This window comes from Synechococcus sp. W55.2 (genome assembly GCF_047461635.1).
Taxonomy (GTDB): domain Bacteria; phylum Cyanobacteriota; class Cyanobacteriia; order Thermostichales; family Thermostichaceae; genus Thermostichus.
The window spans coordinates 14,360-34,693 of record NZ_JANSHM010000014.1; the positions used below are offsets into that span (position 1 = coordinate 14,360).

At 58.6% G+C, this 20,334-nt stretch carries 17 protein-coding genes and 1 riboswitch; of the genes, 12 read left to right on the plus strand and 5 right to left on the minus strand.

Features of this window, described 5'->3' with window-relative positions; translation table 11 throughout:
• The first annotated feature begins 140 nt into the window (after positions 1 to 140).
• Positions 141 to 575 carry a Fur family transcriptional regulator gene (locus NW828_RS04760; protein ID WP_414331897.1) on the plus strand — a complete coding sequence of 145 codons (435 nt, stop codon included), beginning with the start codon at positions 141 to 143 and terminating at the stop codon, positions 573 to 575.
• Between the two features lie 47 nt (positions 576 to 622).
• Here the strand turns inward: NW828_RS04760 and NW828_RS04765 are convergent, their stop codons facing one another.
• From NW828_RS04765 to NW828_RS04775, 3 genes are all read right to left on the minus strand, one after another.
• Entirely contained in the window at positions 623 to 2,728 is a 2,106-nt protein-coding gene (locus NW828_RS04765; protein WP_414381987.1) for a thioredoxin domain-containing protein, read from the minus strand.
• A gap of 106 nt (positions 2,729 to 2,834) precedes the next feature.
• Complete coding sequence (locus tag NW828_RS04770) at positions 2,835 to 3,338, minus strand: GNAT family N-acetyltransferase (RefSeq protein WP_414381990.1); 504 nt, start codon at positions 3,336 to 3,338, stop codon at positions 2,835 to 2,837.
• Between the two features lie 73 nt (positions 3,339 to 3,411).
• Positions 3,412 to 3,879 (minus strand): SRPBCC family protein, encoded by a 468-nt coding sequence (locus NW828_RS04775; protein WP_414357051.1) that lies wholly within the window; start codon positions 3,877 to 3,879, stop codon positions 3,412 to 3,414.
• Positions 3,880 to 4,173: 294 nt separating this feature from the next.
• Here NW828_RS04775 and NW828_RS04780 point away from each other — a divergent pair, with 294 nt between their 5' ends.
• Positions 4,174 to 4,950, plus strand: a complete 777-nt coding sequence (locus tag NW828_RS04780; RefSeq protein WP_414381993.1) for a DUF502 domain-containing protein — start codon at positions 4,174 to 4,176, stop codon at positions 4,948 to 4,950.
• Here NW828_RS04780 and NW828_RS04785 read toward each other — a convergent pair.
• Together NW828_RS04785 and aroA are read right to left on the minus strand one after the other, a co-directional pair.
• On the minus strand, positions 4,947 to 5,297 hold the full coding sequence (locus NW828_RS04785) for a TIGR03792 family protein (RefSeq protein ID WP_011432948.1): 351 nt from the start codon (positions 5,295 to 5,297) through the stop codon (positions 4,947 to 4,949). The genes NW828_RS04780 and NW828_RS04785 overlap by 4 nt on opposite strands.
• Before the next feature lie 35 nt (positions 5,298 to 5,332).
• The gene (gene aroA, locus NW828_RS04790) at positions 5,333 to 6,667 is read right to left on the minus strand and encodes a 3-phosphoshikimate 1-carboxyvinyltransferase (protein WP_414381996.1); all 1,335 of its coding nucleotides are present in this window, start codon (positions 6,665 to 6,667) and stop codon (positions 5,333 to 5,335) included.
• A gap of 243 nt (positions 6,668 to 6,910) precedes the next feature.
• On the opposite strand from aroA, the gene rsmH reads away from it, so the two are divergent.
• From rsmH to NW828_RS04840, 10 genes are all read left to right on the plus strand, one after another.
• The gene (gene rsmH, locus NW828_RS04795; protein WP_414357048.1) at positions 6,911 to 7,822 is read left to right on the plus strand and encodes a 16S rRNA (cytosine(1402)-N(4))-methyltransferase RsmH; all 912 of its coding nucleotides are present in this window, start codon (positions 6,911 to 6,913) and stop codon (positions 7,820 to 7,822) included.
• 176 nt (positions 7,823 to 7,998) lie between these two features.
• The gene (locus tag NW828_RS04800; RefSeq protein WP_414381999.1) at positions 7,999 to 8,523 is read left to right on the plus strand and encodes a hypothetical protein; all 525 of its coding nucleotides are present in this window, start codon (positions 7,999 to 8,001) and stop codon (positions 8,521 to 8,523) included.
• A 358-nt stretch (positions 8,524 to 8,881) separates the two neighbouring features.
• A riboswitch (cobalamin riboswitch) is annotated at positions 8,882 to 9,034 on the plus strand.
• Between the two features lie 41 nt (positions 9,035 to 9,075).
• Positions 9,076 to 11,046, plus strand: a complete 1,971-nt coding sequence (locus tag NW828_RS04805; protein WP_414382002.1) for a TonB-dependent receptor plug domain-containing protein — start codon at positions 9,076 to 9,078, stop codon at positions 11,044 to 11,046.
• A gap of 128 nt (positions 11,047 to 11,174) precedes the next feature.
• The gene (locus NW828_RS04810) at positions 11,175 to 11,582 is read left to right on the plus strand and encodes a DUF1636 domain-containing protein (protein WP_414382005.1); all 408 of its coding nucleotides are present in this window, start codon (positions 11,175 to 11,177) and stop codon (positions 11,580 to 11,582) included.
• Positions 11,583 to 11,593: 11 nt separating this feature from the next.
• Entirely contained in the window at positions 11,594 to 12,463 is an 870-nt protein-coding gene (locus tag NW828_RS04815) for a (2Fe-2S) ferredoxin domain-containing protein (RefSeq protein WP_414382008.1), read from the plus strand.
• A 237-nt stretch (positions 12,464 to 12,700) separates the two neighbouring features.
• A complete protein-coding gene (locus NW828_RS04820) occupies positions 12,701 to 13,108 on the plus strand; it encodes a hypothetical protein (protein WP_238376949.1) in 408 nt (135 codons plus the stop codon).
• A gap of 115 nt (positions 13,109 to 13,223) precedes the next feature.
• Positions 13,224 to 15,272 (plus strand): ArsA family ATPase, encoded by a 2,049-nt coding sequence (locus NW828_RS04825; RefSeq protein ID WP_414382011.1) that lies wholly within the window; start codon positions 13,224 to 13,226, stop codon positions 15,270 to 15,272.
• Positions 15,273 to 15,304: 32 nt separating this feature from the next.
• Positions 15,305 to 17,365: an NAD-dependent DNA ligase LigA gene (ligA, locus tag NW828_RS04830; RefSeq protein ID WP_414382037.1), complete on the plus strand. Its 2,061-nt coding sequence runs from the start codon at positions 15,305 to 15,307 to the stop codon at positions 17,363 to 17,365.
• An 812-nt stretch (positions 17,366 to 18,177) separates the two neighbouring features.
• The gene (gene clpX / locus NW828_RS04835; protein WP_414382013.1) at positions 18,178 to 19,524 is read left to right on the plus strand and encodes an ATP-dependent protease ATP-binding subunit ClpX; all 1,347 of its coding nucleotides are present in this window, start codon (positions 18,178 to 18,180) and stop codon (positions 19,522 to 19,524) included.
• Between the two features lie 70 nt (positions 19,525 to 19,594).
• Positions 19,595 to 20,284, plus strand: coding sequence for a potassium channel family protein (locus NW828_RS04840; protein WP_414329043.1), 690 nt, complete (start codon positions 19,595 to 19,597; stop codon positions 20,282 to 20,284).
• The last annotated feature ends 50 nt before the right edge of the window (positions 20,285 to 20,334 follow it).

The window sequence follows — 20,334 nt, forward strand, 5'->3', positions numbered from 1 at the left end:
GGACTCGGCTCGAAGATGGTTATGCGCGGCAGCTCTTGTAGAGTTCGGGGTGTTTTTTGAACAACTGTTGACGCACAAATGCTACCTTGGTAGAGATGAGCAACTACCTATCTCAGACTCGGTATGACTTGAGGTTTTCCATGCCTCGCCCCTTGGATTCTTTGGAAGCTGCTTTGGAACGGTGCCGGGAGTGCAATCTGCGTTTGAGCCGACAGCGCCGTTATATCCTGGAGCTGCTGTGGCAGTGTGGCGAGCACCTCTCCGCCCGCGAGATTTACGATCGCCTAAATCAGCAGGGCAAACCGATTGGCCACACGTCCGTTTATCAAAACCTGGAAGCTTTGGCCAGCCACAACATTGTCGAGTGCTTGGATCGTGCCGATGGGCGCCGCTACGGCAACCGCACCCATCCTCACAGCCACGTGAACTGTCTGGATAGCAACCGCATCTTGGATGTGGACGTGGAGCTGCCGCCTGAACTGCTGGCCCAAGTGGAGCAACAAACGGGCACCCGCATCCAAAGTTACCGCATTGAGTTTTTTGGGGTGGAAAAGCCTGCGGAGCCCCAGCAGTAACCTTGGCAAAGGGATCCCTGCTGCCCTGAGCAAAAGTTGGGCAAAGGTCAGTAAGCTCGATTTTGGCCTTTGCCGATTTGCGACTGGATTTGCTCGAGAGAACTGGCAGGGGCCAGGCATTTGTTGCCCCAGCACACCAGCCCTAGAGCTCCTTCCGGCAGAGGTTCGGCTTCGGTGGGGAGAGCAAAGACGGTGGTGGGCCAAGATCGTTGCTGAAAGGCGGGAATGGAATCGGCCTCCAGGGTGACTTTCACCCAATTGCTGTACCAATCCAGTCCGGCAAAAAGGCTGGGGCAGGTGCGCGGCTGGGTGCTCATGATGTGGGCAAAGGTTTTCAAGGCCTGCTCTGCCCGCTCCAGGTAGTCCAGATCTCCAGTGAGGGCGGCAAGGCGCACCAGGTTGGCAATGGCCACCCCATTGGCTGCAGGGGTAGCGTTGTCCTGGAACTCCTTCTCTCGCACCAACAGCTCAGGGGCACTCTGGGCATCGCTGACAAAGTATCCCCCCCTGGCCGGATCCCACAGTTGCGTATCCATCTCCTGCTGGAGCTGGAGGGCAGCCTGTAACCAGTCTTGAGGGGTGGGATCCCCCACCAGAGGCAGGCAGGCTTGCTGCAAGTCCAACAGGGCCTTGATCAGCAGGGCGTAATCTTCCGATTTGGCGGGCACCTGAGCTGTGCCATCGTAGTTCAGGCGCAACAGGGATCCGGTCTCAGGGTGGCGCTGCTGGCTGAGGATGAATTGGGCAGCCCGCAGAGCGAATTGCAGATAGTCTGCGTTGCCGAACACTTGATAGGCCCGCGCCAGGCCGGAGATCATCAAGGCGTTCCAAGAGACGATCATCTTGGTGTCGGTGACAGGTGGGATTCGCCCTGGCCAGGATTGCAGACGGGCCGATTGGGCATCCACTGCCGGAGGGAAGGGAACTCGTCGCTCCGCAGAGCCATAGCGTGCCTGAAACAGATGGGTGGTCAAGGCGGCTTCAACTTCTGGCGGCAACGTCCCCCCCTGTTTGCGCTGCAAGACGATGCAGCCGGGCCGATCAGGGAAATTGCCCCCCGGAGACAGGTCAAACGCCTGCTGCAAGGCGCGGAAGGTTTCTTCCCCCAAGAGATCCTGCAGCTCCTGCCAGCGCCAGACGTAGAACTCTCCCTCTTCCGGCTCCCGATCCTCTGCTCGGGCAAAGCTGTCGGCATCTTGAGCGGCGTAGAAGTATCCGGCAGGGGCGGTCATCTCTCGCGCCACCCACTCCACCGTCAGCCGCACCGCCCGCTCAATGGCCGGATCTTGGATCCCATGGGCCCAGAGATCGGAGAGAAACTCTAGGATCTGCCCGTTGTCGTAGAGCATCTTTTCAAAGTGGGGCACCGTCCAGGTGGGATCCACAGTGTAGCGGTGAAAGCCGCCGGCCACATGGTCGAAGATCCCTCCCAGCACCAAGGCCATGCCTCGCTCTTTGGCCCGTTCCAGAGCGCTCTGCGAGCCGGGGATCCCTTCTGGTGGGTCGAAGCGGGCCGAACGCAATACCAACTGGGCGTAGGGCATCATGGGAAATTGCTGCACCGCCCCGGCATTGGCGAGCAAAGGCTGGATCTTAGGGATCCCAGAGCGCAGCAGGTCGGCGGGAATGTGGTCTTCCGGCACTAAGTCGCTGAGGGTGGTCAGAGCCGTCAAAATCTGGCCTTTCATCTCCTCTATTTTTTCCTTTTCCTGCCGGTAAAACTGCAGGATGCGCTGCAGCAAGGCCAGAAACCCCGGGCGGCCAAAGCGGGGCTCTACAGGAAAATAGGTGCCGGCGTAAAAGGGCACCAGGTCATCGGGCGTGAGGAAAACATTGAGGGGCCACCCCCCCTGCCCGCTCATGAGCTGCAACGCCTGCATGTAGATGCTGTCGAGATCGGGCCGCTCCTCGCGATCCACCTTGATGGGCAAAAAATGGGCATTCAAAAAGGCGGCAATTTCAGGGTTGGAGAAGGCCTCGCCCTCCATGACCGTACACCAGTGGCAACTGGAATAGCCGATGGACAGAAAAATCGGCCTATCCTCGGCCCGGGCTTTCTCCAGAGCCTCGGGGATCCAAGGCCACCAGTCCACCGGGTTCTCGGCGTGCTTGCGCAAATAAAGGCTGGAACTTGTGGCGAGGCGATTGGCCATGAGTACACCCTCTCACCCTTTTTGCTTTTCAGGCTAGCGCGTCCTCCTCCCAAGGCAGAGCCAACCCACTGTTGTTCAAGATACACTCACCCAGGATCCCTGTCGGTCAAGCCTGCTCCTGCTCGGCAGCCGGGACTAAAAACTCCAGAGGGCGCCCGTGTAAAACCAAGGTGGTGCTGGGATTTTCCACAAAGCCGATCCGCTCGTAAAAGCCACGCTGATGGGTTGTGAACAGGTAGACGCGCTCCACCGACTGCAGATGGGGATGGCTAATCAGGGTTTCCACCAACTTGCGCCCAATGCCCTGACGTCGGTAATCGTGATCAACCACGATATCCCAGAGGACGGCTCGGTAAACCCCATCGGAAGTGGCGCGGCCAAAGCCAATCAGGCGCTCCCCATCCCAGGCGCTGACCACCGGATGGCTGTGAGCAACGGCCCGCTCCATCTCCTGCCGCTGGCGATTCTGCGCCCAAAAGGCATTGCGGTTCAACAGCAGGAGAAGTTGATCCAGATCCAGCTCGCCCCGCTCCAGAGAGAAGCGAATGTTGCGGTTGTCCACCGGCTGATGAGAGAGGGCAATGACAGGCTCAGGAGAGGGATCTGACATGAAGCGGCCTTTGCAGTGGCGAGGGTTGACAATGGGGAAGGTCGGCGAAACACTTGGGCCTGACGAACGGAGACTAGCTGGCCGAGGCACTTTCGGCGGTTGGCCCCGCATGCTCTAGGGCATAGGCTTTGAAGCGCTCCAGATCCGCCTGGATGGTGCTCTCCACCACTTTGCCCACAAACAGGCCATCCAAGATTTTGCCGAGGATCCCCGGGATCTTGTAGGCCACCGACAGCTTAACAATGGTACTGCCTTTGCGGTCGTAAAAGCGCAGCGCGCCCCGGTTGGGTAGCCCTTCCACCGAACTCCAGCCGATGTGTTGGTGTTTCACCACCGTATGGGTGCGGGAGATCCAACTGAAGGTGAGGCCGCGGGTATCCAGTGTCCACCGGGACAGCTCCTGATCCAGCAATTCCACCGAGCGGATCCACTTCATCCAACGGGGCATGAGGGTGAGGTTGGCCCACAAATCCCATACCTGCTCAATGGGAACAGGCACCTCCACCTGACAGGTATGCTCTAGCCAATCTGACTCTGACATAGGGCCTCCCACGCAACACCCAGCAGAAACGCAAACCATCCAGGGGCTTGGCCACAACGCCTCGGGACGGGATCCCTGCCTTTACAAAATTTTATATCGACCTAAGATAGCATTATCGGCCTCGTGAAAGTTTGGGGCTCTGCGCTTTTGGGCAGGCCGGTTTCTTTTTCGAGCAAGTTGCGGCTGCCCCCCATGAGGGCAATGCAGAAGGCAGGTATCATGGTTGCCATCTGCAAGCTCCACTTGCAAGGGTTCGCTGCATCCACTCGGTTGACTTGACGGAACGACCTCACCATGGTTTCTCAATGGAAACAGCATCTGAAGAACTACTTCGTGGCGGGGTTGCTGGTGGTGATCCCTCTGGCAACTACCATTTGGCTGACGGTGGAGGTGGCCACCTGGAGCATTGGCTTTCTGACCAGCATTCCGAAGCAGTTCAATCCCATCCAGGGTTTGCACCCGATCTTGATCAACCTCATCGATCTGGCGGTGGGCCTGTTGACGCCGATTGTGCTCATCCTGTTGATTGGCTTCATGGCCCGCAACATTGTCGGCCAGTGGCTGCTCAATCTCAGCGAACAGTTGCTCCATGCGATTCCGGTGGCGGGGCTGGTGTACAAGACCTTGAAGCAATTGCTCAGTGTTTTGTTTGCCCCCAACAATCAGGGCTTTCGGCGGGTGGTGCTGGTGGAATACCCCCGGCCTGGGGTTTGGGCGCTAGCTTTTGTAACGGGCATCATTCAAACTCCCATACAACCGGGTGGGTCACAGCGCTCCCTCAGCGTGTTTGTGCCCACCACTCCCAACCCAACGACGGGCTGGTACGCCATCGTGCCGGAAGACCAGGTGGTGGAAGTGTTCATGCCTGTAGAAGATGCTTTTAAGATGCTCATTTCTGGCGGCATTGTCACCCCTGAGAGTTTTGAAGCGGGACTGCAGCGGCGAGAGGGACCTTTGGCCGTGGCCATGCCCAGTTTGCGGGAGCTGGTGGAGCAGGAGCGGCTGGCAGGATCCCCCAGGGCTGACTCGGTGGGCTCTGAGGTAGGTTTTGAGACTGAAGGGATCCCTTAATCCTGCTTTCCTGTCCCTGCAGAAGGGCCGGGCTGCCAGAGCTGGTATTCTTTGGCCTGTTCCAAGCGCACATAAAAAGGCCGCATTTGCCGATCCAATGCCTCCACTTGCTCGGAGGGAAAGGCCTTCCAGTCAGCACGGCTGGCCCAGCGGAGGATGAGGTGGACAAGTTCGGGATCCTCTTGATCCAGCCAAACTTCTTTGCCCAGAAAACCCGGATGCCGGCGCAGGGCGGATCCCCAAACCCGCTCGTCTTGCTCAAGAAAGGCTGCTTGCCCACCGGGAGGAACCCGGAAGCAGAGATGTTCGATGGCGATAGGGCCGGGCGGGCTGGGGCAGGTCGACATAGGAGCAGAGGCGGCAAAGTTAAAGATGGGCCCTCTCAAGACTCCAGGGGGGAAGCAGTCAATCGTTGCAGGGTGGGAATGAAGTCGGGGTAGGAGATGCGGGCACAGTCGGCTCCCCTGAGGAGGGTGGATCCCTGCGCTCCTAGAGCTGCCACCATCAGACTCATGGCGATGCGGTGATCCTCGTGGCTGTCGACCTCGGCCCCGTGAAGAGGGATCCCTCCCTTGATTTCCAGGCCATCAGGATATTCAGTGACCTGGGCTCCCATGCGGCTCAGCTCTTGGGCTATGGCAGCCAGACGGTCGCTTTCTTTGACCCGCAGCTCTGCGGCATCGCGAATCACCGTGATCCCTTCGGCAAAGGCCGCCGCCACCGCCAAAACCGGGATCTCGTCGATCAGGGTGGGGATGAGATCGCCGGCGATGGTGCAGCCGCGCAAGCGGGCCGAACGCACCCGCAGATCTCCCAGGGGCTCGCCGGCCATTTCCCGGCAGTTTTCAATTTGAATATCGGCCCCCATCTCCTGCAACACCCGTAGTGCACCGGTACGGGTGGGGTTGAGGCCCACATCCCGGAGCAGCAATTCGCTCTCGGGCACAATGGAGGCGGCCACCAGCCAAAAGGCTGCCGAGCTGATATCTCCCGGCACCTGAACTCTCTGGCCCACCAGGCGGGATCCCCCCACCACGGCCACGGTTTTCGCCTCTGGATCCACGTGAATGTCGGCTCCGAAGGCCCGCAACATCCGTTCCGAGTGATCCCGAGAGAGAGCCGGCTCGGTGACTTGGGTGGTGCCTTCTGCCAGCAGGCCCGCCAGCAAGAGGCAGGATTTCACCTGCGCCGAAGCCACCGGGGAGCGGTAGTGAATGCCCTTGAGGGATCCCCCTTGTACGGCCAAAGGTGCCAACGTCCCACCGGCCCGTCCCCAAATGCTGGCCCCCATCTGCCGCAGCGGTTCTACCACCCGCCCCATGGGCCGCGAGCGCAGGGATCGATCCCCGGTGACGGCAAAAAAGCGCCCGGCCTGGCCCGCCAGGATCCCCAGCATCAGGCGCAAGGTGGTGCCGGAGTTACCTGCATCCAACACGTCTGCCGGTTCTTGCAGCTGGCCCAGGCCAACTCCCCGAATGCGAACACACTCGCTGTTGAGCTCCGAAATATCTGCCCCCAGCGCCCGAAAACAGGCTGCCGTACTGCGGGGATCCTCTCCCAGCAACAGCCCTTGGATGGTGGTTTCTCCTTCGGCCAGGGATCCCAGCATCAGGGCGCGGTGGGAAATGGATTTGTCGCCGGGGATGCTCACTTGGCCGCGCAGGCCCTTGGCCGGCGAGAGAGTGAGGATATCGGTAGAAGAAGAGTGAGTCAACACAGCAACCCTGACGGCAGACTGGGCAAAAGCGGCAGCAGTCTCATCTTACTCAGGTTACTCAGGCCCGGACTCATGCCCCAGAGATCTTACCAGGGATCCCAAGACAGCCTGTCTTTTGACGGCAACCCCTCTTTTCCCAGAGGATCACCTTAACAACATGGATTCCTCGGTCGGGGCCTGGCCTCGGCCTTTTTTTTGCAGATACTGAACTTTGTAGCAGCAGAAATAGAACCCCCGCAGACCGTGCTTGGCAAGGTGTATCAACACGACTCTGTTTTGACCGAGGAGGTGATGGCCTACCTGCAACCCCAGGGGGGCGGTATTTTTTTGGATGTGACGTTGGGAGGGGGTGGACACAGCTTGGCGCTGCTGCGGGGGGGAGCTGCTCGAGTGGTGGGGTTGGATCGGGATCCGGCGGCTCTGCAGGCGGCGCAAGCGCGTTTTGCAGCAGAAGGGATCCCCGGCAGCCGCATCCAACTGTGGCACCTCAATTTTGCCGATTTCGATCTGCAGCAGCACGGCTTTCGGGATGAGCAGGGGCAGGGGATCCCCTTCGATGGCATCGTGGCCGACTTGGGGGTGAGTTCGCCGCAACTGGACTGTCCTGAGCGGGGATTTAGCTTTCGCGGGGAGGGGCCGCTGGACATGCGCATGGATCCCAGTACAGCTCAGGAGACTGCCGCCGATTGGGTTAATCATCGCCCGGTCGAAGAGTTGATCGAGATTTTCACCCGTTACGGCGAAGAGCGATTTGCCCGCCGCATCGCCCATCACATCGAGCAGGCTCGTCCCCTCGCCACAACTACCCAGTTGGCCCAGGTGGTTTGGCAGGCAGTACCTCCGGCAGCTCGGCGAGGCCGCATTCACCCGGCCACTCGGGTCTTTCAGGCGTTGCGCATTGCCGTGAACCGAGAACTGGAGGCTTTAGAAACCTTGCTGGCCCAAGCCCCCACTTGGTTGAAACCCGGCGGCAGGTTGGCCGTGATCAGCTTCCATAGCCTTGAAGATCGCTTGGTGAAATGGGCCTTCCGCAGGGATCCCCGTTGGCAGGTGCTCACCCCCAAGCCCTTGTCCCCTTCCGAACTGGAACGGCAACGCAATCCACGGGCCCGCTCTGCCAAACTGCGAGTGGCTGCCCGCAGCAGTCAGATGTAGGTTTAGGTTGGTTCTCCCGCTCTCAAGAGATCGGCTACTGTGAAGCGGACAGCTGTCCTGCTGAGGCCGGGAATCGGGAGAAGGGGGTTGCTATTGGGGGATGCGGGGAACTAGGGTGAAGCGGAACCGGCAGTCCTGCACCGTCGGATCCCTTGGTGTGTGTGAGGTTAAGCCCTATGGTTAGCCAGCCTTTGAACGCAGGTCTTGATCGTCCCAAGAGCCCTCGTCGCCACAGACAGCCTTCTGCTCTGAGCCGACCCCTCTCCGGTACAGTTCAGGCCAGCCGCACCCAACCTTTGAATTTGAAGTTGAAATCAGCCCATCCTCGCAGCCAGCATCTTGCTTGGGCAGAACACCTAGCCTGGTGGAAGCAAATCTCCACAGGGATGGCTATCCTCTCCGGCGTTTCAGTGTTGAGCCTTTACAGTTGGACTGTGCATACCCAAAGCCGGTGGAGCCAGCGTTACCAGGTGTGGCAGCAGATGCAACGCAACGAACGACAGTTTCTGCTGACTCAGGAATCCATCGCCAATTCTCTGCGGGAAATTGCCGACCGCTCCGAAATGGTGCCGCTGGTACCGGATCGGATGATCGAGGTGCCAATTGCCTCTCCCAGCCAAGTTGAGCCGGATCCAGCCCACCAGACGACAGCCCCGCCTGAAATCGAAAAAGCTCCTCTTTTCTACCCGGTTGGGTACTAGTCCAATGAATCCCGTGGACAGCAGCCAAGCCACTGCTCCCCTCTTACTCTCCCAAAGGCTGTGGATTTTGCAAGATCTCAGCGTATCTCTATCCTCCCTATTCTTCAAATTCTTCAAAAGTCAAGGGATCCCTGGGCCTCAGGATCTGGAATAGTAGTGGGCTACTCTTTAACTGCTTACAAAGCAAAGAAGAAGTCTGGCCCAGGTTTTCTAAGTTGGTGGGATGTGGCCCATCCGAAGCCCTGGGATTGCCGTTGGGATCCCGTTCACCCCTGGGGATGACATCCCCCCTGGCAGGATAGGAACTCCAGAGCAGGGGATGTATGATGCCTAGCACGGCTTTCTCGGAGCAATCGCAGAGAAAGCTGTACCGACAGGTTGTCCTGGGGATCAGCCAGGGCATGTAAAGGGGAAAGTCCGGTGCAAATCCGGCGCTGTGCCGCAACTGTGATGGGCTTGGGCTAGACCCATGCCCTCAGTCAGGATGCCCGCCTGCGGTTTTGGCTCGCATTTCTTCCGCGTCGCACGGAATCAGGAGCTTCAAGAAAGAAAATGAATCCCATTCTAGGTCTCAGCCTGGCGCTGGGGGGTCTTGTTTTGGGGATCCCAGCGTGGGCGCAGCCGGCGGCCTCTTCACCTTCAGCTCAAGAGGTGTTGGAAACCGGTGTTAGCGCCGAGATTTTAAATCAACCCGTCACCACACCTTTTCGCCGTCCTGGTTTGCTGCGGGATTCTTCCCGCCCGGTTTACGTCATTACCCGCCAGCAAATTCGAGAGCAAGGGGCAAGAACGGTTCAGGAGGCCCTGCGCTACCTGCCCGGGATCCTCAGCGACGGCACGGCAGGAACCCAGTTGGGAGCCCTTAGCTCCCAGTTTATGCGGGGAGGACGAACGGCCCAGGTTTTGGTGCTGTTGGATGGCCGCCCCATTAACGACCTGGGCTTTTTTGGCGGGTTTGACCTGTCCAAGATCACCACGGATGGAGTTGAGCGCATCGAGGTCTCCCCAGGCGGGGGCTCCACTTTGTATGGATCGGACGCGGTTGGCGGGGTCATTAATATCGTAACCCTGGAGCCAAAGCCGAGATCCGAGACTGTGCTGGAAGCGGCTATCGGCAGCTACGGCCTCAATGAGCAAGGGATCCAGAACCGCGGCCAGGTGCAGGATCTGGGCTGGGTGGTCAGCTATCGCCGTCTGCAGAGCAACAACGACTTTCCTTTTGAAATTAGGCGTTTGGGCAAAGCCGGCAGGCGGGAAAACTCGGCGGTGGAGTATCACAACCTACAAGCCAAGCTCACCTGGCAATTGGCAGAAGGCCAAGTCCTAACCGGAAATGCCCTTTATCTCAACAAAGCGTTTCAGGTGCCTGGCAGCACCGAGTTTCCCTCCCCCGATGCAGTGCAAAACACCAACGACCTGCTGTTAGATCTCAGTTGGCTGTGGGATCAAGAGAGGGGATCCCTGCAAGCTAGGGTATTTTTTGACGACCTCAACTATCGCTTCAGCGCCCCACAAAGCCAGGGATCCCGGGATGAGATCTCGCGAACGGGGTGGGGATCCCAACTGCAATACACCTGGAAGGCTGCTGAAAACCTGGAGCTTACTCTAGGAGCGGATTACCGATCCATTTCAGCTCGCAACACCACCTTCTCCTTTGCCAGGGGATCCACCAATGTCAACTACGACAATACCGTGAACCAAGGGGCCCTCTTTGCCCGCCTGGATTACAAGCCACAGCCCAACTTTTATCTCAACTTAGGTGTTCGCCAAGATTCGAGCAATCTGGTCAACGGTTCGGCCACCTCTCCTGCCGCAGGGATCCGCTGGGTTTTGGCAGAAAGCACCACCCTGAGGGCCAATTATGCCGGCAGCTTTCGCACCCCCTTGATCTCAAACTTATTCTTTCGTTTGCGGGGCTTTTTTGAGGTAGATGGGAACCCCAATTTGCGACCGGAGCGGGGAGAGAGTTTTGACATTGGCCTGGATCAGGCTCTGGGAGATTTTGGCCTGCTGCGCTTGACCTTTGCCCATAACCGCATCCGCGATGGCATCACCTTTGTCAGCACCGGCCCGCGCAGGGGAACCTACGAAAACATTGAGCTCGTGGAATACACGGGCTTGGAAGCAGCCCTGGATTTGCGATTGGGGGAAAACTGGACTCTTTTTGCCAACTACACCCTGAACGATCCCATCATCCGCTCGGCGCTGGATCCCAAAGCGGTTGGCAAACAGCTAGCCTTCGTGGGAGCAGACAGCCTAAACCTGTGCCTGAGCTACCGCGATGCAGAGGATCGGTATGCCTCAGTTTTCCTGCATCACATTGGCACTTTCTTTACCAACAACGCCAATACCCAATCTCTGCCCGGCTACACCAACCTGGCTCTGCGGGGAGGGATCCCGGTTGCAGAAAATCTCGCTCTCGAGGTGGGAGTCGATAACCTGCTGGATGAGCAATATGAGGTTTTCCCCGGCTACCCCGGAGTGGGTCGCACCGTTCGGCTTAATTTAAGGGGCCAATTTTAGAGCGACTTGAGGCTGACTTTTAGCTGTCTAACTCACTGCTGAATCCTTGGCCAAGACATTGAGATCGTCTTTGCCTCTTCTCACACCCTTTGCTTGGACAGAAACCTATGACTATATCAAGGAGCACCATGTCTCGATCAACTTCCCAGTTGCCCATCCAAGCTGGCAGCGCTGCTCAGCAACCCAGCGGTCATTATCTCTGGGTTTGCATCACCTGCGGATCTCGGTGGGTTAACGGCCAAAAAGAAGGGATTAGCAAGGGAGAAATGCTGCTGTCTGCCCTGCAATCTCAAACCCTCAATCCTCAACTGACCCTGAAGCCGGTTGCCTGTATGAGCGGCTGCAGCCATGCTTGTGTCGTTGCGTTGGCAGCACCTCAAAAGATGACCTATGTTTTTGGAGATCTCGATCCAAAAGATGTGGATCTCATTCTGCAGACAGCAGAGCTCTACCTCACCAAGCCAGATGGGATCCTACCCTGGGCCGAGCGCCCTCTCAAAAAAGAGGTGATTACTCGTATTCCACCACTACCTTGAGGAGCTCTCTCATGGCCGCTTTCACGCCCTGGATAACCCCTCTCCATCAAACTTGGCAGGAAGTTTCTCTGACGGGTTGGACAACCCTTTATGAAGGGATCCCTGCCCATATTGACTGCTTGGGGCCGTTGCTCTACGAGCTGTTTCAAGAGCACTGGGCCGAGATCCAGGTGGGCCATGTGGCGGAAGGCGGGGTGCTGGAGCTGGCTTTCAAGAAACCTCCAGCTTTGTGCGTGCTCTACGATGGCTATCTAACCGTTGCCACCGAAACTTGGCACCTGCATTTGTGCCTGGAGGAGCACCAAGGCGGCCCCCATCGCAAGACCCCACCTGAGCTGCGCCGCAAAAGATTGGTTAGCCGTGCTGCTCTCTACCGGCGCCTCAATCCCCAAGGTCAGCCCCGCATGTGGGGGATCCAATTCTGGAATGGAGCAGAAGAGCCTTTGCTGCAGATTTTTCTGCCCAGCCCCTTTTTGGGGCCAGAGGAAGACTACCTGCCGGAAGGCAAAGCAGATTACCAAAAGCTTTCTCTTTACGAGCGCATCCGCGCCATCTATGTGCAGGGGAAAGAGCGGATCCCCTATGAGGATAACCCTCTTAAACGTCCCTACCTTGCTGTTTGTCGTTCCAGCCGTTGTTATCCTTCCCGCAACTACCAACCGGTTGTGGAAGCTCTGGAATCGGCTCTTCGAGAAGCCAACCTGGACGTACAGGTTATCACCTCAGGCTGCTTGGAAGTTTGCCAACAGGGGCCCGTGGTTTTTTACTCTGGGGATCGCACCTGGTACAAGCGGGTTACTCCCCAAGTAGCTCGGCAAATTGTTTTTGAGCATTTGCTTAATAGCTGTCCTCTGAAAGACCACCTTTTTCCAGGAGATTAAAGCATGATTGGCCTGCAACCGAGTGCTCAACCTATCCCCAGATCTTGCCGCTTGATCTCAGCCCCACTTTGGATACAAGCTGCTCAAGATTTGGCCCAAGGCTGGTTCTGGCCCAGCTTGTTTACCACCGTCGGCTGTCTCAGCAATATTGCTTATACATGTACCCTTCCTTTTGTAACTGTTGGTATTGTTGCAGGCACAACTTTAACCCGACAAAGGGCAATCATTAGTGCCTTGATGATTTGGCTGGCCAACCAAATCTTTGGCTACACCTGGCACAACTATCCCCGCACTCCCGATTCGTTTGCCTGGGGGTTGGTGCTGGGGATCGGCACGGTGGGGATTGCTCTTGCTGGCGGTTACCGACCTCTGTTTTCTCAGTCCAAGCCGCTTCGGCCAAGGCAACTGCTGCTGAACTATCTCTGGATCCCGGCCATGCTCATCTTGGGGTTTCTGGCTTTTGAAGGGCTGATTTTGGCAGCCGGCCTGGTCTTGGGGGGAACGGAGGGCTTGACCCTGCCCATCCTGGGCAAAATCTGGTTGCACAACTGGCTGTGGACAGGACTTTGGATTGGGATCCACGCGCTGCTGGTGTGGGACAGAGGACGTCGCCGGGTGTGGCTTGGAGAGGAGAAACTGCGGTGAGCTGCTCCCGTACACCCATCCCGTCAGCGGTGCGGAGTACCTTTGCAGTGATCTAGAGCATCCCCAAGAGGGATCCAGGCCAAAATAGGGGCGACCTATGTGGGAGGGGATCCCTTTGCAACTCAGTCGCGTTAACAGTGAGGAGCATTCCTGCCATCCTCTGCTCTTGGCTTCCCAACGCCTCTTGCTGTTCAGCGGCAAGGGAGGAGTGGGCAAAACAACCTTGACCTGCGCGCTGGCTCGCCAACTGGCCCAGGTGGATCCCCAGCGCCGTCTGCTCCTGATGTCCACGGATCCCGCCCACTCGTTGGGGGACGTGCTGCAAATCTCGGTTACGGATGTGGCCCAACCCTTGCCGGATCGCCCCAATTTGCAGGTGCGGGCTTTGCAGGCGGAGATTTTGCTGCGGTCTTTTCGGCAAACCTATGGGCCGGCCCTGGAGCTCATTGCCGAGCGGGGCAGTTGGTTTGGCCGAGAGGATCTGCTGCCGATCTGGGATTTGGCGTGGCCGGGGGTGGATGAGCTGATGGCCATTCTGGAGGTCAACCGGCTGCTGGCTGGGGAGGAAGTGGATACCGTTATCTTGGACACGGCCCCCACCGGGCACACCCTGCGGCTGTTGGAGCTGCCCGACTTTTTGGATAATCTGCTGGCCGTGTTTGCCACCTTTCAGGCCAAGCATCGGGAGATCGCCCAAGCCCTGACAGGCACCTATCGACCGGATGAGGCGGATGCATTTTTAGCCCAGTTGCAGAGGGAACTGGAGGGGGGCAAAGCCCGCTTGACCACTCCGGAGAGCACTTCTGCTTGGCTGGTGATGATCCCGGAGCAGTTGAGCGTGGCGGAAACCCGCCGCTTTTGTCAGCAACTGCAAAACCGCCGCGTGCCCATCGGCGGTCTTCTGGTCAATCAGGTGCTGCTTGCAAGAGAGAATAACAGCCAACCTTCGCTGCCCGCTGCTCTCCCCTCTCCTCTCTACTCGGCGCGGCAACAGGAACAGCGGCGTGTGCTCAAAGCCCTACAGGAGGAGCTGCCCGGATATCCTATCTGGGTCTGTCCTTATCAACTGCAGGAGCCAATTGGGTTGGCGGCCCTGGATGAGCTGGTTCAGCAGCTTCGCCCCTTGCCAGAGGTGCTGCTGGAGTTGGAAGGGATCCCAGAGCAAAAAGCAGAGAGCCAAGAGAAGAGAAAGTCTCCCTTCTCTACCCTCTTCCCTTCCTTCAGGGGGATCCCGTCCCTACCGGATTTTTTGACCCAAGGGATCCGACTGGTGTTGGTGGGGGGCAAAGGGGGTGTGGGCAAGACGACGGTGGCCGGGGCCCTGGCTTGGAACTTGGCCAAGCGCCATCCCGACAAGCAGCTCTTGCTGGTCTCCATCGATCCGGCCCACTCGTTGGGGGATCTGTTTCAGACGAAACTGGGTCAGGATCCCATTCCCCTGCTGCCCAACCTGCTGGGGCAGGAGGTCGATGCGGCGGCGGTGCTGGAGCAATTCCGGCAGGATTATCTGGAGGAGGTGGCGGCCATCTTGGCAGGGGAGGGGACGGCAGGGGTGGAAGTCCAATACGACCCACAGGCGTGGCGGCAACTGCTGCAGATGCCCCCACCCGGCTTGGATGAGGTGATGGCCCTGTTGAGTGTTCTCCGACAGGAGACGAGCGGGCAGTTTGACCTGGTGGTGCTGGACACGGCCCCCACAGGGCATCTCCTGCGGTTTCTGCAGATGCCCCAGGCTCTGGAAGGTTGGGTGAGCTTGGCCCTGAAGCTGTGGCTGAAATATCGGGATGTGGTGGGCAGGTCGGAATGGGCGCAGCGGATGCGGGAGCTTTTGGCCCAGGTGCGGCAGCTTCGGCAGCAGCTCCAGGATCCCCAGCTTGTCACCTTTATCCCCGTCTTTAACCCCGAGCAGGCGGTTCTGGCAGAAACCGAGCGTCTTTTGGCGGAATTGGATGCTTTGGGGATCCCTCATCCCTACGCCGTTCTCAATCGGGTGTGGTTGGAGGATTCTACCCCCTTTGGAGAGGCCCTCCGCCGTCGTCACCAGACTCTTCTGGCCCAGCTCCCCCAGCCATTTTCCCAGCAGGCCATCTTGACCATCCCCTTCCTACATCCTCCCAGCTTGGAGAATATCGGCTCCTACTTATTGGCTCCTCAGGAGCCCTAACCTAGGGGTAGACCTTGCTCACCCAAGGAGTTATGGATCCCCATCTGGAAGAACGCGCCCGCGAGCTGCGCACCCTGCTGCAGAAGGCCAGCATTGCCTACTATGTCCACGATGCTCCCATCCTGGAAGACAGCGTTTACGACCGCCTTTACCGCGAGCTGCAAGAGCTGGAGCGGGCTTACCCTGAACTGGTCACTCCCGATAGCCCTACTCAGCGGGTGGGAGAAAAACCTGCAGAGCATTTTCCCACCGTCTTCCACCGCATCCCCCTCTACAGCTTGGAAAACGCTTTCAACCCAGAAGAACTGGAGGAGTGGCAAGAGCGCCTGCTGCGAGTTTTGGGCCTTGCCCCTGTTCCCGACAGCAGGACAGAGGGAGAGCTGGAATATGTATGTGAGCTGAAGATTGATGGCGCCGCCTTGGCCCTAACCTACATCGAGGGTCTTTTGGAGCGGGGCGCTACTCGGGGGGACGGACAGGCCGGAGAGGACATCACCCCCAACGTGCGCGCCATTCGTTCGATTCCCCTGCGGCTGGCGACAGCAGATCCGCCTCCCGTTTTGGAGGTGCGGGGGGAAGTCTATCTGGCCCTGGCCGAGTTCGAGCGGATTAACCGGGAGCGTTGCTCCGCCGGGGATCCCCCCTTTGCCAACCCGCGCAACTGTGCTGCCGGTACCCTGCGGCAGTTGGATAGCCGCGTTGTGGCCGCCCGCAAGCTCAGCTTCTTCGCCTACGCCCTCCACTGGCCGGAGGGATGGCCTGCCGGGGATCCCCCGCAAACCCAGTGGCAGTGTCTGCAGCAGCTCAAGGAATTGGGATTTCCAGTCAACCCCCTTTCCCAGGTCTGTCGGGGCTTGGGAGAAGTGATCCAATTTTATGAGCGATGGCGGGGTGCCCAGCTCCCCTACGCCAGCGACGGGGTGGTGGTGAAATTGAACTCCTTGCGGCTGCAGGAGGAGGCCGGCTTTACGCAAAAATTTCCCCGCTGGGCCATTGCCCTCAAATACCCTGCCCAGGAAGTCCCCACCCGCATCCGCGCCATCGTGGCCAGCGTGGGCCGTACCGGCGCCGTCACTCCAGTAGCAGAGCTGGAGCCGGTTCCTTTGGCCGGCACCCTTGTCAGCCGCGCCAGCCTGCACAATGCCGATCGCCTGCAGGAGCTGGATGTGCACATTGGCGATACTGCCATCGTGCGCAAAGCCGGGGAGATCATCCCGGAGGTGGTCGGGATCCTGAAGGAATTGCGCCCTGCCGACGCTGTTCCCTACAGCCTGCCCAGCCAGTGCCCCGAATGCCACGCCCCTTTGGTTCGTCCCCCTGGCGAAGCCGTGACCCGCTGCCCCAACCCCGAGTGCCCGGCTAAGTTGCGCGGCCAATTGCAGCACTGGGCCAGCCGTGATGCTTTGGATATCGAAGGCTTAGGGGAAAAGCGGGCAGCCCAATTGGTGGAGAGCTTGGGGGTGCGCACCGTAGCCGATCTCTACCGCCTCACCCCAGAGCAGTTGCAGGGTTTGGAGGGAATGGGATCCCGCTCCAGCCAAAAGCTGGTGCAAGCCATTCAGCGCTCTCGTCAACAGCCCTGGGAACGGGTGCTCTACGGGCTGGGGATCCCCCATGTGGGGGTGGTCACTGCCCAGATTTTGGCTGGCCATTTTCCCACCCCTGAGCTTTTGGCCCAAGCCAGCGCAGAAACCATCGCCCAGATCTATGGGATAGGCGCGGAAGTGGCGGAAGCGGTGGTGGCCTGGTTTGCCGAGCCGGCCCATCGTCGCCTGTTGCAGGAGTTGCAGGCGCTAGGGATCCCCGCTCTTCCTCAGCAGGAGAACCCTGCCGTCTCCCAGATCCTGGCCGGGAAAAAATTCGTAATCACCGGCACCTTGCCCACCCTCTCCCGCCAGCAGGCCAAGGCTTGGATTGAGAGTCGGGGGGGCAAAGTCACCGCCAGCGTCAGCCGCCAAACCGACTACGTGGTGGTGGGCTCTGACCCCGGCTCCAAGCTGGAGCAAGCCCAACAACTGGGGATCCCCCTGCTGACCGAAGCGGAGCTGTTGGCGCTGGATCCCACCGTGGAATCCGGTGATCTGCATCCTTGACAGGGTGGATCCCCGAAAAACTTGGGTAGGGTGGGTTGTCTTAGCGGCAGGGATAATTTATGATTCACCTCTAGTGAGGAGTGGACGCCAATAGGGGGAAGCGAACGAAACACGGACAGTTCCTTCCCCTTTTTGGTTACAAAAAGGCGCGGCCACACCTCCAAAAAGTATCCAACTTAACTGAAGGATTCCTTTGCCAGTGCCAGATAAGTTCAACTATGATGGGATCAGCGGAGACGCATGTTTCCGTTCACTCCTCACACCATCTTCCGCTCGGCGTCAAGTCGGGCGGTTTTTCTATAAATCCGTCCAAAGGATGTATGACCATTCCCGATAGCAGCGAAACGGCTCACCCCTTCCATTTCCAGTTTTCCTCCTTGTGAGACACTTGGGGAGAACCGAGGCTGTGGCGTTTGCACGGGTAGCGCAGAGCGCTGGAGAAGCTTATGGTCGCTTTGAAGCAAGAATGAAACACCTCCGTTGCATTGCTTCCCAGCTCCCTTTTGAAGAGTGGGTGGTCGCGGAAGCGGCACGGAGCGCTTGGGAAGTGTCTCAATCCAGTTTGAAATGACTATATCTCCAGTCTTTCCAGTTGATCCCCATGGGAATCTCTTGGCACCCTGCCCCCTTGGGGATCCGGAAACAAGCCCTACGAGCCCAGTGGAGATGCTAGACTAGTAGGTCAGTGAGATTCCACCAACTTCGGCCTCCTTACGCTTTCGCAGCCAATTTGCGACTGGATTGGAAGGTTTAGTTTTCTTCTGGCTTTTGCCGGATTAGGATAGCCAAGAGCAAGCAGCAACGAGGATCCCATGGCCAAATATGACTCCCATCTAAAGTGCTCCTTCTGCAACAAGTCACAGGATCAGGTGCGTAAGTTGATTGCGGGGCCGGGGGTCTACATCTGTGACGAGTGCGTGGAGCTCTGCAACGAGATTTTGGATGAGGAACTCTACGACGGCAACACTCCTCCTGCTGCCGCCCCTGCCGCCAGCCGTCGCGAAACCCCCAAAAAACCCTCCCGCAGCCTGCCTTCTCTGGCTCAGTTGCCCAAGCCGCAGGAGATCATGCGCTATCTTGACCAATACGTGATCGGCCAAGAAAAAGCTAAGAAGGTCTTGTCGGTGGCGGTTTACAACCACTACAAGCGTCTGGCTGCCAAGGCCAACCCCGGTAGCGTCGGAGTTTCGGAACTGGATGAGGTGGAGCTACAGAAGTCCAACATTTTGATCATTGGCCCCACTGGCTCCGGCAAAACCCTGCTGGCGGAAACCCTGGCTCGCATGTTGGATGTGCCTTTTGCGGTTGCAGATGCTACCACCCTTACGGAAGCTGGCTATGTGGGCGAGGATGTGGAAAACATCCTGTTGCGCCTGCTGCAGGTGGCGGACATGGACGTAGAAGAGGCCCAGCGCGGCATCATCTACATCGACGAAATCGACAAAATTGCCCGCAAAAGCGAGAACCCCTCCATTACCCGCGATGTCTCCGGCGAGGGGGTGCAGCAGGCTTTGTTGAAGATGCTGGAAGGGACAATAGCCAACGTGCCTCCCCAGGGAGGGCGCAAGCACCCCTATCAAGACTGCATTCAAATCGACACTTCCAACATTCTCTTCATTTGCGGGGGGGCTTTTGTTGGCCTGGAAAAAGTAATCGAGCAGCGCATTGGCAAGAAATCGATGGGCTTTATCAAGCCAGGGGAGCAATTGTCGGTTAGCCGCGAGCAACGTATGGCCAATGCCCTCAAGGCTTTGGAGCCTGAAGACTTGATCAAGTACGGCATGATTCCCGAATTCACGGGGCGGCTCCCGGTAGTGGCGACTTTGGATCCGCTGGATGAGAAGGCGCTGGAGGCGATCCTGACGCAGCCCAAAAACGCCATTCTCAAGCAGGCGCAGAAGCTGTTGCGCATGGACGGGGTGGAACTGGAGTTTGAACCTGCCGCCATTGCTGCCATTGCCAAAGAGGCTTATCGCCGCAAGACCGGGGCTCGCGCTCTGCGGGCCATTGTGGAAGAGCTAATGCTGGATGTGATGTACGAGGCACCCTCCCGCCGCGACCTGAAATACATCCGCATCACCGCAGAGATGGTGGAGCGCCGTTCCACCCGCGAGCTGATTCCTCACCCCTCTACGCTGCCCAAGCCTGAGTCGGCCTAGAGTCGCGGCCCTTCCGATCCCTGCTGGATGAACTTATGATCTGTTCTTGAAAGAGGGGGCAGGAGATCCTATGGCAGGGACTGCGTTCCGCTGGCGCGAACGACAGCGGGTGGATCGTGAATATGCGGTAATTGGTCTGGGGCGCTTTGGTTCTAGCTTGGCTCTCACCTTGATGGAGCGAGGGCACAATGTCTTGGGGATCGACCGCAGCCGTGAGATCGTGCAGCGCCTGGCGGATCAGCTGACGCAGGTGGTGGCACTCGATTCCAGCGATGAAGATGCGCTGCGAGCGGTGGATATCCTCTCCTTCGACACGGTGGTGGTGGCCATTGGCAGCGATTTTGAGAGCAATTTGCTGACGACGGTGGCCCTGAAAAGTCTGGGGGTGCGCAATGTGGTCTGTAAGGCGTCGACCGAGCGGCAACGCTCTATTCTCCTGCGAGTGGGGGCAGATCGGGTGGTGTTGCCGGAGCAAGAGGCGGGGCGCCGTTTGGCTCAGGTGTTGACGGCACCGGGGATCTTGGATCAGCTAGAGCTGGAGCCGGGCTACAGCATTACGGAGCTACAGGTGCCGGAGGCGTTGGTGGGCCACACGCTGGCGGAGTCGGATCTGCGTCGCCGCTTCGGCATCACAGTGTTGGTGGTGAAGCGAAAGCAATCGCTGGTGGTCTCTCCCCCCGCAGACTACCTGCTGGAAAAGGGGGATTTGCTGGTGGTTCTGGGGGCCAATACCAACATCTCGCGGCTGAATGAAATGTAGGGAGGGCTCCGATGAGAGAGGGCTCCGTCCCGCTTCCGCGAGAGGAGGGC

Excerpts from the sequence above, each read along its gene's own strand:
- clpX (WP_414382013.1), top strand. The coding sequence starts at position 18,178 with ATGGCCAAATATGACTCCCATCTAAAGTGCTCCTTCTGCAACAAGTCA.
- NW828_RS04770 (WP_414381990.1), bottom strand. The coding sequence starts at position 3,338 with ATGTCAGATCCCTCTCCTGAGCCTGTCATTGCCCTCTCTCATCAGCCG.
- NW828_RS04780 (WP_414381993.1), top strand. The coding sequence starts at position 4,174 with ATGGTTTCTCAATGGAAACAGCATCTGAAGAACTACTTCGTGGCGGGG.
- NW828_RS04805 (WP_414382002.1), top strand. The coding sequence starts at position 9,076 with ATGAATCCCATTCTAGGTCTCAGCCTGGCGCTGGGGGGTCTTGTTTTG.
- NW828_RS04815 (WP_414382008.1), top strand. The coding sequence starts at position 11,594 with ATGGCCGCTTTCACGCCCTGGATAACCCCTCTCCATCAAACTTGGCAG.
- NW828_RS04765 (WP_414381987.1), bottom strand. The coding sequence starts at position 2,728 with ATGGCCAATCGCCTCGCCACAAGTTCCAGCCTTTATTTGCGCAAGCAC.
- ligA (WP_414382037.1), top strand. The coding sequence starts at position 15,305 with ATGGATCCCCATCTGGAAGAACGCGCCCGCGAGCTGCGCACCCTGCTG.
- NW828_RS04800 (WP_414381999.1), top strand. The coding sequence starts at position 7,999 with ATGGTTAGCCAGCCTTTGAACGCAGGTCTTGATCGTCCCAAGAGCCCT.
- NW828_RS04760 (WP_414331897.1), top strand. The coding sequence starts at position 141 with ATGCCTCGCCCCTTGGATTCTTTGGAAGCTGCTTTGGAACGGTGCCGG.
- NW828_RS04820 (WP_238376949.1), top strand. The coding sequence starts at position 12,701 with ATGATTTGGCTGGCCAACCAAATCTTTGGCTACACCTGGCACAACTAT.
- NW828_RS04810 (WP_414382005.1), top strand. The coding sequence starts at position 11,175 with ATGTCTCGATCAACTTCCCAGTTGCCCATCCAAGCTGGCAGCGCTGCT.
- NW828_RS04785 (WP_011432948.1), bottom strand. The coding sequence starts at position 5,297 with ATGTCGACCTGCCCCAGCCCGCCCGGCCCTATCGCCATCGAACATCTC.
- NW828_RS04775 (WP_414357051.1), bottom strand. The coding sequence starts at position 3,879 with ATGTCAGAGTCAGATTGGCTAGAGCATACCTGTCAGGTGGAGGTGCCT.
- NW828_RS04840 (WP_414329043.1), top strand. The coding sequence starts at position 19,595 with ATGGCAGGGACTGCGTTCCGCTGGCGCGAACGACAGCGGGTGGATCGT.